We start from the raw sequence: 16,332 nt of genomic DNA, 5'->3' as shown, positions 1-16,332 counted from the left end.
GCCGAGGAGGGCGGTATGTGGCGAATCCTGGCATTCCTCATCCTGGCGATTCCCGGCTGGACGGCCGCTCGCGAAGCGCCCGAGCAAATTCCCGGCGCCATGACCGTCAATGTCTTCCAGGCCAAGCAGCTCTATGACATGGGAGCGATCTTCGTCGACGTGAGGCCTGTCCGCGAATGGGGCTGGGGCCATGTCTATGGCGCCGTGCACCTGGACCTGTCTGTCGGCTTCCAGGGCCTGGCGCATCCCGAGTGGCCGCGCCAGGTGCCGTTGGTCATCTACTGCGACAGCGAGATATGTCCTTCGAGCGCCCGAGCCGTCGAGCTGGCGGTCGATTGGGGTTACCAGCACGTGTTCTATTTCCGTGGCGGCTATTTCGCCTGGCAGCTGGCCGACTTCCCGCAGGGCAAAGGCGAGGCAGGTGAGTTGGCGACCTTGACGGCCAGCCGCTAACGCGACGGCGCGGGAAGTAGCGGGGGCTGGGGGCCGGCGGCGTCGCGACCCCCTTCGCCAAAGCCAGCGGGCGCCTTGCCGCGCAGGTACCAGGCGAAGGCGATGATTTCGGCGATCGTCAGGTAAAGCGCCTCCGGTATCGCGTCGCCCAATTCGAGCTGCGCGAGCAGGCGCACCAGGTCGGCGTTCTCATAGATCGGTACGGCATGCTCCCGCGCGATCGCCAGGATCGCCTCGGCGAGCTCATCGTCGCCCTTGGCCGTCAGGTTCGGTGCGTTGACGCCGTCATAGCTGAGCGCGATGGCGCGTCGTGCCGGTTTGTCGGTCATGCGGTCTCGTCCACGAAGCGTTGGTGCAAGCCGGTTCGCGGTCCTCGCGCCGGCATGCCCTGATTACAGGCCAGTTCGTCGACCACCAGGCCCGCACGGGTCAGCCGCTCGCGCAGATTGCCGATCTCGCCGTCGATCAGGCGCGCGGTTTCCTTTCGTTCGGCCCAGAACTCGCTGGAGAGGGCGCCCTGTTGCAACTGTGCCAGCACTTGCAGCGGGCCGAGCGGTTCGAGGTCGAAGGCCAGCTCGATCCGCCAAACGGGCGTGCCGCGCGATCGCTGTGGTTGATCGGCCGGGTCTTCGCGCTGGAACTTCATCTGCAAGGGGATGAAGGTGTGCTGTTCCCGGACCGGTATTTCCATCTGCCAGGTGGTGAGCAGGTTGCCTTCAGGCGTGACGTGCGTCTGGGCCAGGCTGGAGAGCTGGTGGGTCTGTAGCCGGGAGATGGCGGCGGCCGCCAATTTCAGCAGCATCTCCAGATCCGGTTCGTCATCCAGACCCTGCAAGAGCCTGGACGGCAACGGGAAGCTGAGCGGCTGTTGGCGCGCCCCGACCTGTGCCAGCGCCCCGAGTGCACTGCGCGCGAACGCGGGAAGCGCTTGGCTGATCGCTCCGCTGGCCTGGGCACTGCTTAATGGTGAGCTGCCGGGCAGGTTGGGGAGCAGCTCGCCGATCAGGCGCAGCAGGCCTGCCTTGGCATCGCCTGTCGTGCCACCGGGTAGCGATCCTGCCAGGCTGTTCTCGAGAAACAACCCGCTCTTGGCGATCGCTTGGGCGAGTGCCTTCGGGTCGGCCAGTTGCCCCGGTGTAGGCATCGAGCCGAGCAGGGCGTCGACAGCGGTGCGCACGCCTTCGGGCAGCTTGCCCGAGGCGGTTTGCAGTGCCGCTGCCAATTCGCCGAGCGAGCCCTGGCGCGCGTACTGGCCGGCGAGCTGCTGGACGACCGCCAATCGATCCAGGCGCCCGCTCAGCGGCACCACGGCCAAGGCCTGACTGTCGAGCACACGGGCGGTGAGCAAGCTGCCAACGGGCAGGGCCGTCGGCGCCTCGACCGATAGCTTGCGGCCGGAAAGCGGCGTATCGAGGAGCGACACGAGCATCCGATAGCCCGCCGTACCTGCCTCGTTCACCGCCTGCGTCGCAACCACGCGGCCCTGGATCAGCGAGCCAGGCGGTAGCGTGTCGAGGTCGAGGCTCTCCAGCGGTTGCAGCCCGGGGAGCTGCAGGTTGGCGATCAGGCGGCTTTCGGAAAGCGCCGTCACCGCGTAGGCCGCGCCGAGCGGAACGGCGCGAGGCGTGCTGGCCTGCAAGGTCGTCTGTCGGCCATCCTGCAGGGTGACGCGCAGCATCAACTGGAAACTCTGTGCCTGCTCCTTGATGCCGACGACCTCCGCCTCGGCGGTTTCGCCCGGCGCAAGCAGGCCTTGCAACGGCTGCATCAGTCGTAGCGCGAGCTCGGCGGTGGCGGCGCCTCGGACGGCGGCGCTTGCGGGCCCGGGCGGGGCGATCTTGATCTCGGTCATCTCAACTCGAAACGCTCACACGCTGTCGTATTTACGACCTTGGGCAACGCCGCTTGCCATGTATACTTTCGGCCGGTCGTAGCGGTCGCCAGAGTATAGCGGCCGCAGGTCTTCCCTCTTGAGCCCCAGGTGTCCTAGCGTGCCCAGCCCCTTTCTCGAAGCCTTGTCGCTGACCTGCGAGCGCGACTGGCGCGTGCTGTTCGAGGGGCTGGACCTGGAGATCAGGGCAGGCGAAATGCTGCAAGTGTCCGGCCCCAACGGCAGCGGAAAGACCAGTCTCCTGCGCCTGCTCGGCGGCTTGATGCAGCCCACCCAGGGCGAAATCCGCCTGAACGGCAAGGCATTGCTCGCGCAGCGCGCAGAGGTGGCTCGCAATCTTTTATGGATCGGCCATGCGGCCGGCATCAAAGGGTTGCTGACCGCCGAGGAAAACCTCGTCTGGTTGTGCGCCTTGCAGCGCCCCAGCACGCGCGATGCGATCTGGACCGCGCTGGATGCGGTCGGTTTGCGCGGTTTCGAGGATGTTCCTTGCCATACCCTGTCGGCTGGCCAGCAGCGCCGGGTCGGGCTGGCGCGTCTCCATCTTGATGCGCCACCGTTGTGGATTCTGGACGAACCGTTCACGGCGCTCGACAAACTCGGTGTCGCCCAGCTCGAGCGCCATCTGGCCGAACATTGCGAACGCGGCGGCATGGTCGTTCTGACCACTCATCACACGCTTGGCGAGCGCCCGGCAGGCTATCGCGAGCTGGATCTGGGGCGAGCCGCATGAGCAACGTCTTCGTCCTGCTGTTCGCCCGGGAAGCTCGCTTGCTCTGTCGTCGGCCGGCCGAGCTGGCCAACCCGCTGGTGTTCTTCGCCATCGTCATCGCGTTGTTCCCACTGGCGGTCGGTCCGGAAACGCAACTGTTGCAACGCATTTCGCCGGGACTGGTATGGCTGGCCGCGCTATTGGCCGTCCTGCTCTCGCTGGACGGGCTTTTCCGGGGTGATTACGAGGATGGCTCGCTCGAGCAGTGGGTCGTTTCGCCGCACCCCCTCGCGCTTCTGGTGCTCGCCAAGGTACTGGCACACTGGGTTTTTTCCGGTCTGGCGCTCGTCATCCTGGCCCCCCTGCTGGGGTTGATGCTCGGTTTGCCGGGCAGTGCGATGCCTGTGCTGCTGCTTTCGCTGCTGCTCGGCACACCGGTGCTGAGTTTGCTGGGAGCGGTTGGTGCGGCGTTGACGGTCGGCCTGAAACGAGGTGGCTTGCTCTTGGCTTTGTTGATTTTGCCGCTGTATATCCCGGTTCTCATCCTGGGTAGCGGCGCATTGCAGGCCGCGCTGCAGGGATTGCCGGCGGCGGGTTATCTCCTGTGGCTGGCGAGCCTTGCGGCGCTGGCCCTGACCCTGACGCCCTTCGCCATCGCGGCCGGCCTGACCATCAGTGTCGGCGAATGATGCGCAGGCGTCTGATCGGTCCTCGACGGGAACAGGCAGCTGGCGCTACGGATGTGGCCAGGCGTTCGATGGTTAAGGCAACGATATGAACTGGACATGGTTTCACAAGCTCGGCTCGCCCAAGTGGTTCTACGAAATCAGTGGCCGCTGGCTGCCCTGGCTCGGCTGGGCGGCGCTGGTCCTGATCTCGGTCGGGCTGGTCTGGGGGCTCGCCTTCGCGCCTGAGGATTACCAGCAGGGCAACAGCTTTCGCATCATCTATATCCACGTTCCGTCTGCCTTCCTGGCGCAATCGGTTTACGTGATGCTGGCGGTCGCCGGTCTGGTCGGCCTGGTCTGGAAAATGAAGTTGGCCGACGTCGCCCTTCAGCAGGCCGCGCCGATCGGTGCCTGGATGACCTGCATCGCCTTGCTGACCGGCGCGGTATGGGGCAAGCCGACCTGGGGCTCCTGGTGGGTGTGGGATGCGCGCCTGACCTCGATGCTGATCCTGCTGTTTCTCTATTTCGGCGTGATCGCGCTGGGGCATGCGATCACCAACCGCGACAGCGCCGCCAAGGCCTGTGCCGTGTTGGCAATCGTCGGGGTGGTCAACATTCCGATCATCAAGTACTCGGTCGAGTGGTGGAACACGCTGCATCAGCCGGCCACCTTCAAAGTGACCGAAAAACCCGCCATGCCGGTCGAGATGTGGCTGCCGCTCTTGGTGATGGTTCTCGGGTTCTACTGTTTTTTCGCGGCGGTGCTACTCATGCGCATGCGGCTGGAAGTGCTGCGTCGCGAATCGCGTGCCAGTTGGGTTCGCTCCGAGGTGCGCGCCTTGACGGAGGGCGAACGGTGAATTTCTCGTCCTTTTCCGAGTTCATGGCCATGGGGCAGCACGGGCTCTATGTCTGGTCGGCGTATGGCATCAGCATTGCGGTGCTGCTGCTCAATGTCGGTTTGCCCTGGCTGGCCAAGCGTCGCTATCTGCAAGACGAGGCGCGTCGTATGCGCCGGGAGGAAAAACGATGAATCCGGTGCGCAAGAAGCGCTTGTTCATAGTGCTGGCGATCCTGGCGGGCGTCGGCATCGCGGTGGCACTGGCCCTTTCGGCGCTACAGCAGAACATCAACCTGTTCTACACCCCGACGCAGATCGCCAACGGCGAGGCGCCTGAGGGCACGCGCATCCGCGCAGGCGGGCTGGTCGAGAACGGCTCGGTGAAGCGCGGTGAGAATCTGGCCGTGGAATTCCGCGTCACGGATGGTGCCGAGACCATCACGATCCGCTACCAGGGCATCCTTCCCGACCTCTTCCGCGAAGGGCAGGGCATCGTCGCGCTCGGGCGAGTCGGTGCCGATGGCGCGCTCGTTGCCGATGAGGTGCTCGCCAAGCACGACGAAAACTACATGCCGCCCGAAGTGAGTCAGGCGCTGGAGCAGAGCGGCATGATGAAGCACTACGAGGAAGGCAAGCAGGAGTACGCGAAATGATCCCCGAGCTCGGCCACCTGGCGATGATCCTGGCGCTCTGCCTCGCGGTGGTGCAAGGCACCCTGCCGCTGGTCGGTGCCTGGCGCGGCGATCGTCAGTGGATGGGCCTTGCGCAGCCAGCGGCCTGGGGACAGTTCGCATTCCTGGCATTCGCCTTCGTTTGCCTGGCTCATGCCTTCATGACGGACGATTTCTCGGTCGCCTATGTCGCCGGCAACTCCAACAGCGCGTTGCCCTGGTACTACAAGTTCAGTGCGCTGTGGGGCGCCCACGAAGGCTCGTTGCTGCTGTGGGTGTTCATCCTTTCCGCCTGGACCTTCGCCGTTTCGATCTTTTCGCGGCAATTGCCGGAGGAGATGCTGGCACGGGTCTTGGGCGTGATGGGGTTGATCAGCATCGGTTTCCTGCTGTTCCTGATCATCACCTCCAACCCCTTCGAGCGCTTGCTGCCGCAGTCTCCGGCCGATGGGCGCGATCTGAACCCCTTGCTGCAGGACTTCGGTCTGGTGGTTCATCCGCCGATGCTCTACATGGGGTATGTGGGGTTCTCGGTCGCCTTCGCCTTCGCCATTGCGGCGCTGCTCGGCGGCCGCCTGGACGCTGCCTGGGCGCGCTGGTCGCGGCCCTGGACGCTGGTGGCCTGGGCCTTTCTGGGCATCGGCATCGTGCTGGGGTCCTGGTGGGCGTACTACGAACTCGGCTGGGGCGGCTGGTGGTTCTGGGATCCGGTGGAGAACGCCTCCTTCATGCCGTGGCTCGTCGGCACCGCGCTGATCCACTCGCTGGCCGTGACGGAAAAGCGGGGCGTATTCAAGAGCTGGACCGTTCTGCTTGCCATCGCGGCGTTTTCCCTGAGCCTGATGGGCACCTTCCTGGTCCGTTCGGGCGTGCTCACCTCCGTGCATGCGTTCGCGACCGATCCGGAGCGGGGGGTGTTCATCCTCGCGTTCCTGCTGGTGGTGGTCGGTGGCTCGCTGACGCTGTTTGCCCTGCGGGCGCCGGTGGTCAAGAGTCAGGTCGGTTTCGCGCTCTGGTCGCGTGAAACGCTGCTGCTGGTGAACAACATCCTGCTGGTCATCGCTACCGCCACCATCCTGCTCGGCACGTTGTATCCGCTGCTGCTCGATGCCCTGTCCGGCGCGAAGCTTTCCGTAGGCCCGCCGTATTTCAACGCCTTGTTCCTGCCGCTGATGGGCTTGCTGATGTTCACGCTGGCGGTCGGCGTGCTGGTGCGCTGGAAGGACACGCCCGGACGCTGGCTAGCGGGCATGCTCACGCCGATATTGCTGGCCAGCGCGGTGCTGGGTGTCGCCGCCTCCTTTCTGTTCGGCGATTTTCACTGGACGGTGCTGGCGGTGTGCCTGCTGGCGGTCTGGGTGGTGCTTGCCGGTGTTCGCGACCTGCTGGACAAGACCCGCCACAAGGGCCTGCTCAAAGGCGCCCGCGCGCTCAGCCGCAGCTATTGGGGCATGCAGGCCGCGCATTTCGGGATTGCGGTATGTGCGATGGGCGTCGTGCTGTCCAGCCAGCAGAGCGACGAACGCGATCTGAGCCTGGCGCCGGGCCAGTCGCTGGAGCTTGGTGGCTATCGCTTCGTCTTCGAAGGCGCCGAGCATCATGAAGGGCCCAACTACACCGCCGATCGGGGCACCGTCCGCGTGTTCGAGGACGGCGAGCAGATAGCCGTGCTCCACCCGGAGAAGCGCTTGTACACCGTCCAGCAGATGCCGATGACCGAAGCCGGGATCGACGCCGGATTCACGCGCGACCTCTACGTGGCGCTGGGTGAACCGCTCGAGAACGGTGCCTGGGCCGTGCGCGTGCATATCAAGCCCTATGTTCGCTGGATCTGGCTGGGAGGGCTGCTCATGGCATTTGGCGGTGTACTGGCCGCGAGCGACCGTCGTTATCGGGTCAAGGTACGCACACGGGTGCGCGATGCGCTGGGTATGACGGGGCAGGGGGTCTGAATGAGGCGTGCACTGATGTTGCTGCCGCTGGCGATCTTCCTGATCGTCGCGGTCTTCCTGTATCGCGGTCTGTTCCTCAATCCATCGGAGCTGCCTTCAGCCCTGATCGGCAAGCCGTTCCCCGCGTTCACCTTGCCATCGGTCAAGGCCGGCGAGCCGGCCATCACCCAGGCCGATCTGCTCGGCAAGCCGGCCCTGGTCAACGTGTGGGGGACCTGGTGTGTCGCGTGCAAGGTCGAGCACCCGGTCCTGAACAAGCTCGCGTCGCAAGGCGTCGTCATCCACGGCATCAACTACAAGGACGACACCGCGGCGGCGCGCGACTGGCTGCGGGACTTCCATGATCCCTACCAGCTCAACATCAGCGACGTGGATGGCAGTCTGGGGCTCGACCTGGGTGTCTACGGCGCGCCCGAAACCTTCCTGATCGACCATAACGGGATCATCCGCCACAAATACGTCGGCGTGATCGATGAGCGGGTCTGGCAGCAGGAAATCGCGCCGCTCTACCAGGCGATGGTGGACGACCAATGAAGCGCCTCTTCGCAAGCCTGTGCCTGCTGGCCTGTTCACTGATGGCCAGTGCGGCGATCGATACCTACACCTTCGACAGCGAGGCGGAGCGAGAGCGCTACCGCTCGCTGACCGAAGAGCTGCGATGCCCGAAATGCCAGAACCAGAACATCGCCGACTCCAATTCGCCGATCGCCATGGACCTGCGCGACGAGATCTACCGCATGCTGCAGGAAGGGCGCAGCAACGAGCAGATCGTCGATTACCTCGTCGCGCGGTATGGCGACTTCGTGCGTTACCGTCCTCCGCTCAACCCGACGACTTTCCTGCTCTGGTACGGCCCGTTCGGTCTGCTGGCGATCGGTCTCGTCGTCGTGGTTTTCATCGTGACCAAGCGCCGGCGCGCGAATGTCTCGCCATCGGCCCAGGCCCTGTCTCCGGCGGAGCGTGAACGGCTCGCCGCCCTGTTGGATAAAAAAGACCCATGATCGATTTCTGGATCGCCGCCGGCCTGTTGTTGCTTGCGGCGCTGGCTTTCCTGCTGCTGCCGTTGCTGCGTGGTCGGCGTGCGCAGGCCGAGGAAGATCGCACGGCGCTCAACGTGGCGCTGTATCAAGAGCGGCTTGGCGAGCTCGCTGCCCAGCGTGCGGCTGGCGTGCTCTCGGATGAACAGCATGAGGCCGGGCGCGTCGAGGCCAGCCGCGAGCTCCTGCAAGATACCGAGGGTGCCGAGCGGCGTTCGGGTTCGACGCTGGGAAAGGCAATCCCGGTCATCATGGCGCTGTTGGTACCGCTCGCCGGTTTCGGCCTTTACCTCCACTGGGGCGCCAGCGACAAGGTCGAACTGGCCCGCCAGTTCGGCGAGCAGCCGCGCTCGATGGAAGAGGTTACGGCGCGCCTGGAACAGGCCGTGCAGGCGCAGCCGGATTCGGCGGAGGGCTGGTACTTCCTCGGTCGTGCGTACATGGCGCAGGAGCGTCCTGCCGAGGCTGCGCGTGCGTTCGAGAAGGTCGTGCAACTGGCGGGTCGTGAGCCCGAGCTGCTCGGTCAGTGGGCGCAGGCGTTGTACTTTGCCAATCAGCAGACCTGGACGCCGCAGATGCAGGCCCTGACCGACGAGGCGCTCCAGGCCGATCCGACCGACGCGACCAGCCTGGGGTTGCTCGGGATTGCCGCCTTCGAGGATGAACGGTACGAAGATGCCGTTGCCTTCTGGGAGCGGCTGGTCGCGACACTGCCGGAGTCTGATCCGTCGCGAGCCGCCATCCAGACCGGGATCGATCGGGCCCTGGCCATGAGCAAGGACAACGCGCAGCCCACCACGCCCGCGGCTGATGCGGTCGAGAAAGCCGAGGCACCGACGGTGGTCGAACTCGACGTGACCGTGACGCTGGCACCGGAACTGACCGCTCGCGTGCTGGCGAGCGACACGGTGTTCGTGTTCGCCCGTGCCGCGTCCGGTCCGCCGATGCCGCTGGCGGTCAAGCGGTTGTCGGTTCGCGACTTGCCGGCCACCGTGACCTTGAGTGACGCCGATGCGATGATGCCAGCGCTGAAGCTGTCCAACTTCGATCGCGTCGTGGTCAGTGCCCGTGTGTCGCGCTCTGGCGATGCGACCAAGGGCGAGTGGCTGGGTACCAGCCAGGCGGTTGCTCCGGCCACGGCGGACGAGCCGCTGCAGGTGACCATCGACAAGGTCGACGGCGACTGATTCGACGGCTTACGAGGACAAGAGCATGCACGGGTACCTTCGCTTGCGACTGACGTTTCGCCCGCTGAAAGGGGCGGTTCCGCTTTGCCTGGCCGGATTGCTGGCGGCCTGTGCTGGCAATCCCTACCAGAACGAGCCGCCCCGCCCGGTGCCGCCTACGCCACCTAAGGTCGAGCCCGCGCGACCGGTGATCACGCCGCCGCGCATCCAGACGCCCCCCGCACCGTCCAGGCCATCGGTCCAGCGCAGTCACCCTCGCTATGCCCCACCGCCGCACGCGCAGGCGCATTGGGACAACCGGCTCGGTGTCTACGTCGTCGAGGGCGCGCGTGGGCTCTACTACCGGCAGCGGGTGTATTACCGCTGGGACGGTCAGTGGCTTTCCGCATCACGGCCTGCCGGCCCGTGGGAGTCGATTGCGCCGCCCAGCGTGCCGCCGGGGCTGCGTGCCTTGCATTGACCGATTGCATGCTAAAGCTCTGGTCGCCATGGCCGATAGAAGGAGGGCGGTCCTCGGGTCGCACACCTTTGAACCGGCAAATGTCACAAGGCGGGCTGTGGGCCCTGGAGTGGTGGTCATGAATGCTTCGATCAGACGTCTCGAGGAGACGAGCGTCGCGCTTCGGGAAGCCTTGCTGCAACAGGACTGGTCGTCCATAGGCACGCTGGATCTGCAATGCCGGCAGGTCGTCGAAGAAGCCATGCGCTCGCCCGAGCGCGACGAGGCGGCCATTCGCCAACAGCTGCAACACCTGTTGATGCTCTACCGGGAGCTGGTCGACCGCTGCCGCACCGAGCAGCGACGCATTGGCGATGAGTTGCGCCAGCTCAACCAGGCCAAGCAAGGCGCGAAGGTCTATCAGCTGTTTGGTTAAGCCGCTCGCGTCGGTTTAGTGTGCTTGGTCGGATTTAGCAGGAAATTCACGTCATAAATTTGACTCACGCCTCATTTTTGACTTAACTACTGGCCATCTGCCGTTGGTCGGGTCTCGTCACTTACCGGGCAGACCCTAACGGCGACAAGAGTCAGACGACAGATGTGGCGCGAAACCAAGATTCTGCTGATTGATGACGACAGCGATCGTCGGCGTGACCTGGCGGTCATCCTCAATTTCCTCGGCGAAGACTACCTCGCCTGCACCAGCTCCCAATGGCGTGGCGCTGTCGAAGCGCTGGAATCCAGCCGCAGCGTTCACAGCGTCATGCTGGGCGACGTCGACAGCAAGGGCGGGGCCGTGGAGCTGCTCAAGCAGCTGGGGCAATGGGACGAGAACATTCCGTTGTTGCTGATCGGCGAGCCTGCGCCGGCCGAGTGGCCGGAAGAGGTCCGTCGCCGGGTCCTCGCCAGTCTCGAGATGCCGCCGAGCTACAACAAGCTGCTCGATTCGCTTCACCGCGCCCAGATCTATCGCGAGATGAACGACCAGGCACGCACGCGTGGTCGCCATCGCGAGCCCAACCTGTTTCGCAGCCTGGTCGGCACCAGCCGAGCCATCCAGCATGTCCGCCAAATGATGCAGCAGGTGGCCGATACCGATGCCAGCGTGCTCATCCTGGGGGAATCCGGGACAGGCAAGGAGGTGGTCGCACGCAATCTGCATTACCACTCCAAGCGCCGCCAGGGCCCGTTCGTACCCGTCAACTGCGGGGCGATTCCCGCCGAGTTGCTCGAAAGCGAGCTGTTCGGCCATGAGAAGGGCGCGTTCACCGGCGCCATCAGCGCGCGCGCGGGACGTTTCGAGCTGGCCGATGGCGGGACGCTGTTCCTCGACGAGATTGGCGACATGCCGCTGCCGATGCAGGTCAAGCTGCTGCGGGTGCTGCAGGAGCGAACCTTCGAGCGGGTGGGCAGCAACCGGATGCAGAACGTCGATGTGCGCATCATCGCCGCCACGCACAAGGACCTCGAGAAGATGATTACCGAGGGCACCTTCCGCGAGGATCTTTACTATCGCCTCAACGTCTTTCCGATCGAGATGGCACCGCTGCGCGAGCGCGTCGAGGACATCCCGCTGCTGATGAACGAAGTCATCTCGCGTATGGAGCATGAGAAGCGTGGTTCGATTCGCTTCAACTCGGCAGCCATCATGTCGCTTTGCCGTCATGACTGGCCCGGCAACGTGCGGGAGCTGGCCAATCTGGTCGAGCGCATGGCGATCATGCATCCCTACGGGGTGATCGGCGTGATGGAGCTGCCGAAGAAATTCCGTCACGTGGATGACGAAGACGAGCAATACATGATTCCGGCGCACGAGGAGGAGGACGAGCGTTCCGTCTTCACCGCGCCGCTACCGGGTCACGAGACGCGGGCGATGCTGCCGGCCGAAGGCCTCGATCTCAAGGATTACCTCGGCAACCTGGAGCAGGGGCTGATCCAGCAGGCGTTGGACGATGCCGGCGGTGTCGTCGCCCGGGCGGCCGAGCGGTTGCGTATTCGACGCACCACGCTCGTCGAGAAGATGCGCAAGTACGGCATGAGCCGCAAAGACGAGGAAGAAGAGCCGGTCTGATCCAGCCCGGGCCGCCGATCGGCCGGCCCGTTCCTTTACGCTTCGCTCGGCACGCTGCTTGCAGAACGTCTGACAGTGACAAACTTCTGTCAGGCCCTGTGAGCTGTTGCCGTGGAAATGCTACGCCCGACTTCGCCAAGCCTCCCCGAAACGCCGAGCGATCCAGCCGATCTGGCCGGAGCCTTGGCGCATGTCGAGCGCATCGAGCGTCAGCTCGGTGAGTCGCGCGGCTGGCTCGAAGCGCACGTCGCCGAGCTGCAGGATCGTCTGGAGCTGGTCAGCGCCGAGCGCCTGAAGGAGCTAGACGAAAAGGAACGGCTCGCCAGGCGGCTCGGCAACCTGCTCGATTCGTTGCCCGGCGGCGTGGTCGTCATTGACGGTCACGGCGAGGTTCAGGATGCCAACCCCAGTGCGCGCGAGTTGCTCGGCGAACCGCTGCTCGGTGCGGTCTGGCGCGACGTCATCCAGCGAGCCTTTTCGCCGCGGCATGACGATGGCCATGAAATTTCGCTGCGCGATGGTCGACGCGTGTCCATCTCGATTCGCTCGCTCGAAGGCGAGCCCGGGCAGCTGATCCTGCTGACCGACCTGACGGAAACCCGTCGTCTTCAAGCCAAATTGGCGCGGCATGAACGGCTCTCGGCGCTTGGCCGGATGACCGCATCGCTTGCTCACCAGGTTCGAACCCCGCTGTCGGCGGCGCTGATTTATGCCAGCCATCTGACAGAAGAGGCGCTGCCGACCGAGCATCGCACGCGGTTCGCCTCGCGGCTGAAGGAGCGACTCCATCAGCTCGAGCGGCAGGTGCGCGACATGCTGCTCTTTGCTCGAGGCGATCTGCCGCGCCCGGACCGCGTCACGCCGGCCGACCTGATGCGCGCCCTGCGATCGGCTGCCGAGCCGCACCTGCAGGACGTTGCGATCCGCTGGCAGTGCGATGCCCACGCCGGCGAGCTGACCTGCAACCTCGACACGCTCGTCGGTGCTTTGCAGAACCTCATCGACAATGGCGTACAGGCGGCCGGCAGCACGGACGCCCGGCTGAAAGTACACCTGTACCGACGTGACGACTCGCTGCACCTCTGTGTTAGCGACAACGGTCCCGGCATCGCGCCGCAGGTGCTTGCACGTCTGGAAGAGCCTTTTTACACCACCAAGGCAACGGGGTCCGGGCTAGGCCTGGCGGTAGCCCGTGCCGTGGTGCACGCCCATGAAGGACAGCTAAGACTGATGTCACGCCCAGGGCGGGGTACGTGCGTTCACATTTCCATCCCGTTGCGGGTGAGCGGTGCATCCGAGGAGTAAGACGATGACTGCCAGAATTCTGTTGGTCGAAGACGACCGTTCGCTTCGCGAGGCCCTTGGCGACACCCTGGCGCTCGGTGGCGTCGAGTTCAAGGCGGTGGACTGCGCCGAGGCGGCGGTCGCGGCGTTGCAGCGCGAGTCGTTCGACCTGCTCGTTTCCGACGTCAACATGCCTGGCATGGATGGGCATGCCTTGCTCGGTCACGTACGCAACCACTACCCCATGCTGCCGGTCCTCCTGATGACGGCCTACGGTGCGGTGGAGCGTGCCGTCGACGCCATGCGCCAGGGCGCCGTCGACTACCTGGTCAAGCCTTTCGAGCCGCGAACCCTGCTGGAACTGGTGGCTCGCCATGCGTGCGGTCGCGTCGACGCCGGTCAGAGCGAAGGACCGGTCGCGTTCGAGCCCAGCAGCCAGCAACTGCTTCAGCTCGCTGCGCGGGTTGCCCGCAGCGATTCGACCGTGCTGCTTTCCGGCGAATCGGGAACGGGCAAGGAAGTACTGGCGCGCTACATTCATCAGCAGTCGCCGCGGGCCAGCGGACCCTTCGTGGCGATCAACTGCGCCGCGATCCCGGAAAACATGCTCGAGGCCACGCTGTTTGGCCACGAGAAGGGCGCTTTCACCGGGGCGATCGCCTCGCAGCCGGGCAAGTTCGAAGCTGCGCAGGGTGGCACGCTTCTGCTCGATGAGATTTCCGAGATGCCGCTCGGCCTGCAAGCCAAGCTGCTTCGGGTGCTTCAGGAACGGGAAGTCGAGCGAGTGGGCGCGCGCAAGGCGATCGCGCTCGACATCCGGATCGTCGCGACGACCAACCGCGACCTGTCGGCCGAGGTGGCTGCCGGACGCTTCCGTGAGGACCTGTTCTATCGCCTGTCGGTCTTCCCGCTGGCCTGGGCGCCGCTGCGCGAACGGCCGGGCGATATCCTTCCGCTGGCCCAGCGGTTGCTGAACAGCCATGCAACCAAGATGCAGGCAGGTCCGGTGCGCTTCTCCGCCACGGCGCGGCAGTGCCTGGTGCGCCATGCATGGCCCGGCAACGTGCGGGAGCTGGACAACGCTATCCAGCGCGCCCTGATCTTGCAGCAGGGCGGGGTGATTCAGCCGCACGACCTGTGCCTGAACGCGCCGATCGGGCTCGTTACGACGAGCGCGCCGACCGCCGAAACCATCGTCCAGGCCGATGTCGCAGCGCCCGAAGTTGCCGGCGGGCTGGGTGACGACTTACGGCGACGCGAGTTCGAGGTCATTCTCGACACGCTGAAGGCCGAGCGCGGCCGTCGGCGCGAGGCGGCCGATCGGCTTGGCATCAGCCCGCGAACCCTGCGCTACAAGCTGGCGCAGATGCGCGATGCGGGGCTGGACGTCGAGGCGTATCTCTACGCGAGTTAAACCTCGGCGGCGGATGGCTTTTTGGGCGGTCGCTCGGCCAGCGCCTGATTGACCGATAGCCAGCTCGCTACGGCCGGCTCCCCCATGTCGGCGAACACACGCTGCACATGGCGGATCTGCTCGCGACGCAAGGTGTGCTCGAGCTTTTCGCCCGCGCCGCTCAGGGCCAGCAGGCGCTTGCGTTTGTCGCCTTCGGCGGGCGCGCTCACCACCAATCCCATTTCGATCAGTTGGCGCAGGGGCGTGTTGAGCGCCTGCTTGCTCACGCCGAGGTGCTCGAGCAGCTCGCCGACGCTCAGGGCCGGATGGCTGGCGATGAAGAACAGGATCCGATGGTGCACCCGTGACAATCCACGGCGGGCGAGCATCTCGTCCGGTTTGGCGGTGAACGCCTGGTAGGCGCGGAAGAACACTTCCATCACATGACGTTGAACAGCGCTGTTTTTTAGGTCAGGCATATTGACGTTTTTATAGGGCAGGCTTAGTTTCGGTCAACCAGTTTGACTCATTTGTCCCGCCCTCGCACCGGTATCGCCATGGTCTTCTCCGAACGCGTCGATCGTCTCAAAAGCTCGCTGATCCGCGAAATTCTCGCCGCTGCCCAGCAGCCCGGCATGATGTCCTTTGCCGGCGGCTTGCCGGCCGAGGGCATGCTTCCAGCGGTGGAATGGGCGCCGATGCCTGCGAGCATGGGCCAGTACGGCATGAGCGAGGGCGAACCGGCCCTTCGCGAGGCGATTGCAGCGGAGGCTCGCAGCCGCGGGATCGCGTGCGAGGCGAGCCAGGTGCTGATCGTCAGCGGCTCGCAGCAGACGCTGGACCTGGCGGCCAAGCTCTTCATCGACCGCGGTACCGAGGTCCTGGTGGAGTCGCCGACCTATCTGGCCGCACTCCAATCGTTCCAGCTGTTCGGTGCCGATTGCCTGGCGGTTCCGCAGACCTCGGAGGGCCCTGATCTCGACGCGCTGAGGGACCGCTTGCAGCGGCACAAGCCCGCGTTCGCCTATCTGATCCCGACATTCCAGAATCCCTCGGGGGTTCGTTACAGCCAGGCGCGCCGGCGTGCGGTGGCCGAGTTGCTGGACGAATTCGCGATCCCCTTGCTCGAGGACGAGCCGTACCGCGAGCTGGTGTTCGACGAAGGCGAGGCGACCCCCTTGGTTGCGCAGCTGCGCCGGGCCAGCTGGATACACACCGGCACCGTATCGAAGACGCTGCTGCCGGGGCTGCGCGTCGGCTACCTGATCGCCAGCCCCGATCTGTTCCCGCATCTGCTGCGCTTGAAGCAGGCTGCCGACCTGCACACCAATCGCATCGGTCAATGGCAGGCGCTCCAGTGGCTCGGCAGCGAGCGCTACCAGGAGCACCTGGCGGCTTTGCGTGCGTTCTACCGTGAACGCCGCGATGCCATGCAGGCCGCCCTGACCGAGCATTTCGCCGATCTCGCCGACTGGGAAATACCCCAGGGTGGGCTGTTCTTCTGGCTGGCACTCAAGCAGCCGATCGATACCCGCGCCCTGTTGCCGAAGGCGCTCGAGCGCCAGGTCGCGTTCATGCCGGGTGAGCCGTTCTTCGTCGAGCCGGAGCGCAACCCGGGCTATCTGCGGCTGAACTTCAGCCATGTCCCGCCAGAACGTCTGGGAGAAGGGTTGCGGCGCCTGGCCGAGGTCATTCGCGAAGCATTGCCGGCGCAAGCGGCGTAGGAGGGCT

Annotated in this window: 19 protein-coding genes; 16 read left to right on the top strand and 3 right to left on the bottom strand. The window is 65.1% G+C overall.

Annotated features, from left to right (window positions below; all coding sequences use genetic code 11):
- Positions 1–15 precede the first annotated feature (15 nt).
- Entirely contained in the window at positions 16–453 is a 438-nt protein-coding gene (locus D7325_RS10105; RefSeq protein ID WP_120995571.1) for a rhodanese-like domain-containing protein, read from the top strand.
- Here D7325_RS10105 and D7325_RS10100 read toward each other — a convergent pair.
- Complete coding sequence (locus tag D7325_RS10100) at positions 450–782, bottom strand: EscU/YscU/HrcU family type III secretion system export apparatus switch protein (protein WP_120995432.1); 333 nt, start codon at positions 780–782, stop codon at positions 450–452. The genes D7325_RS10105 and D7325_RS10100 overlap by 4 nt on opposite strands.
- Complete coding sequence (fliK, locus tag D7325_RS10095) at positions 779–2,305, bottom strand: flagellar hook-length control protein FliK (RefSeq protein ID WP_120995431.1); 1,527 nt, start codon at positions 2,303–2,305, stop codon at positions 779–781. The genes D7325_RS10100 and fliK overlap by 4 nt, the downstream gene beginning before the upstream one ends.
- Positions 2,306–2,444: 139 nt before the next feature.
- Here fliK and ccmA point away from each other — a divergent pair, with 139 nt between their 5' ends.
- From ccmA to D7325_RS10025, 14 genes are all read left to right on the top strand, one after another.
- Positions 2,445–3,077 carry a cytochrome c biogenesis heme-transporting ATPase CcmA gene (ccmA, locus tag D7325_RS10090; RefSeq protein WP_120995430.1) on the top strand — a complete coding sequence of 211 codons (633 nt, stop codon included), beginning with the start codon at positions 2,445–2,447 and terminating at the stop codon, positions 3,075–3,077.
- Positions 3,074–3,745, top strand: a complete 672-nt coding sequence (gene ccmB / locus D7325_RS10085) for a heme exporter protein CcmB (RefSeq protein ID WP_120995429.1) — start codon at positions 3,074–3,076, stop codon at positions 3,743–3,745. Before ccmA ends, ccmB begins: the two co-directional genes overlap by 4 nt.
- Before the next feature lie 85 nt (positions 3,746–3,830).
- Entirely contained in the window at positions 3,831–4,586 is a 756-nt protein-coding gene (locus D7325_RS10080) for a heme ABC transporter permease (RefSeq protein WP_120995428.1), read from the top strand.
- Positions 4,583–4,759: a heme exporter protein CcmD gene (gene ccmD, locus D7325_RS10075; RefSeq protein ID WP_120995427.1), complete on the top strand. Its 177-nt coding sequence runs from the start codon at positions 4,583–4,585 to the stop codon at positions 4,757–4,759. Before D7325_RS10080 ends, ccmD begins: the two co-directional genes overlap by 4 nt.
- Positions 4,756–5,220, top strand: a complete 465-nt coding sequence (ccmE, locus tag D7325_RS10070; RefSeq protein ID WP_120995426.1) for a cytochrome c maturation protein CcmE — start codon at positions 4,756–4,758, stop codon at positions 5,218–5,220. Before ccmD ends, ccmE begins: the two co-directional genes overlap by 4 nt.
- The gene (locus tag D7325_RS10065) at positions 5,217–7,190 is read left to right on the top strand and encodes a heme lyase CcmF/NrfE family subunit (protein ID WP_120995425.1); all 1,974 of its coding nucleotides are present in this window, start codon (positions 5,217–5,219) and stop codon (positions 7,188–7,190) included. The genes ccmE and D7325_RS10065 overlap by 4 nt, the downstream gene beginning before the upstream one ends.
- Positions 7,191–7,724: a DsbE family thiol:disulfide interchange protein gene (locus D7325_RS10060; RefSeq protein WP_120995424.1), complete on the top strand. Its 534-nt coding sequence runs from the start codon at positions 7,191–7,193 to the stop codon at positions 7,722–7,724.
- Positions 7,721–8,191, top strand: a complete 471-nt coding sequence (locus tag D7325_RS10055; protein WP_120995423.1) for a cytochrome c-type biogenesis protein — start codon at positions 7,721–7,723, stop codon at positions 8,189–8,191. The genes D7325_RS10060 and D7325_RS10055 overlap by 4 nt, the downstream gene beginning before the upstream one ends.
- Positions 8,188–9,414 (top strand): c-type cytochrome biogenesis protein CcmI, encoded by a 1,227-nt coding sequence (gene ccmI, locus D7325_RS10050; RefSeq protein ID WP_120995422.1) that lies wholly within the window; start codon positions 8,188–8,190, stop codon positions 9,412–9,414. Before D7325_RS10055 ends, ccmI begins: the two co-directional genes overlap by 4 nt.
- A 25-nt stretch (positions 9,415–9,439) precedes the next feature.
- Positions 9,440–9,874: a hypothetical protein gene (locus D7325_RS10045; protein ID WP_120995421.1), complete on the top strand. Its 435-nt coding sequence runs from the start codon at positions 9,440–9,442 to the stop codon at positions 9,872–9,874.
- 118 nt (positions 9,875–9,992) lie between these two features.
- A complete protein-coding gene (gene fliT, locus D7325_RS10040) occupies positions 9,993–10,289 on the top strand; it encodes a flagellar protein FliT (protein ID WP_120995420.1) in 297 nt (98 codons plus the stop codon).
- A 162-nt stretch (positions 10,290–10,451) separates the two neighbouring features.
- A complete protein-coding gene (locus D7325_RS10035) occupies positions 10,452–11,924 on the top strand; it encodes a sigma-54 dependent transcriptional regulator (protein ID WP_120995419.1) in 1,473 nt (490 codons plus the stop codon).
- Positions 11,925–12,041: 117 nt separating this feature from the next.
- Positions 12,042–13,229 carry a sensor histidine kinase gene (locus D7325_RS10030; protein WP_120995418.1) on the top strand — a complete coding sequence of 396 codons (1,188 nt, stop codon included), beginning with the start codon at positions 12,042–12,044 and terminating at the stop codon, positions 13,227–13,229.
- A gap of 4 nt (positions 13,230–13,233) precedes the next feature.
- Positions 13,234–14,622: a sigma-54-dependent transcriptional regulator gene (locus tag D7325_RS10025; protein WP_120995417.1), complete on the top strand. Its 1,389-nt coding sequence runs from the start codon at positions 13,234–13,236 to the stop codon at positions 14,620–14,622.
- On the opposite strand, the gene D7325_RS10020 is transcribed toward D7325_RS10025, so the two are convergent.
- Positions 14,619–15,080 carry a MarR family winged helix-turn-helix transcriptional regulator gene (locus D7325_RS10020; RefSeq protein WP_120995416.1) on the bottom strand — a complete coding sequence of 154 codons (462 nt, stop codon included), beginning with the start codon at positions 15,078–15,080 and terminating at the stop codon, positions 14,619–14,621. The two genes, D7325_RS10025 and D7325_RS10020, sit on opposite strands and share 4 nt — an antisense overlap.
- 78 nt (positions 15,081–15,158) lie before the next feature.
- Here D7325_RS10020 and D7325_RS10015 point away from each other — a divergent pair, with 78 nt between their 5' ends.
- Positions 15,159–16,325 carry an aminotransferase-like domain-containing protein gene (locus D7325_RS10015; RefSeq protein WP_120995415.1) on the top strand — a complete coding sequence of 389 codons (1,167 nt, stop codon included), beginning with the start codon at positions 15,159–15,161 and terminating at the stop codon, positions 16,323–16,325.
- The last annotated feature ends 7 nt before the right edge of the window (positions 16,326–16,332 follow it).

It is taken from the genome of Stutzerimonas urumqiensis (assembly GCF_003640395.1).
GTDB classification, from domain to species: domain Bacteria; phylum Pseudomonadota; class Gammaproteobacteria; order Pseudomonadales; family Pseudomonadaceae; genus Stutzerimonas; species Stutzerimonas urumqiensis.
Note: the sequence above shows the minus strand (reverse complement) of the source record. Positions and strands in the feature narration are given on the sequence as shown.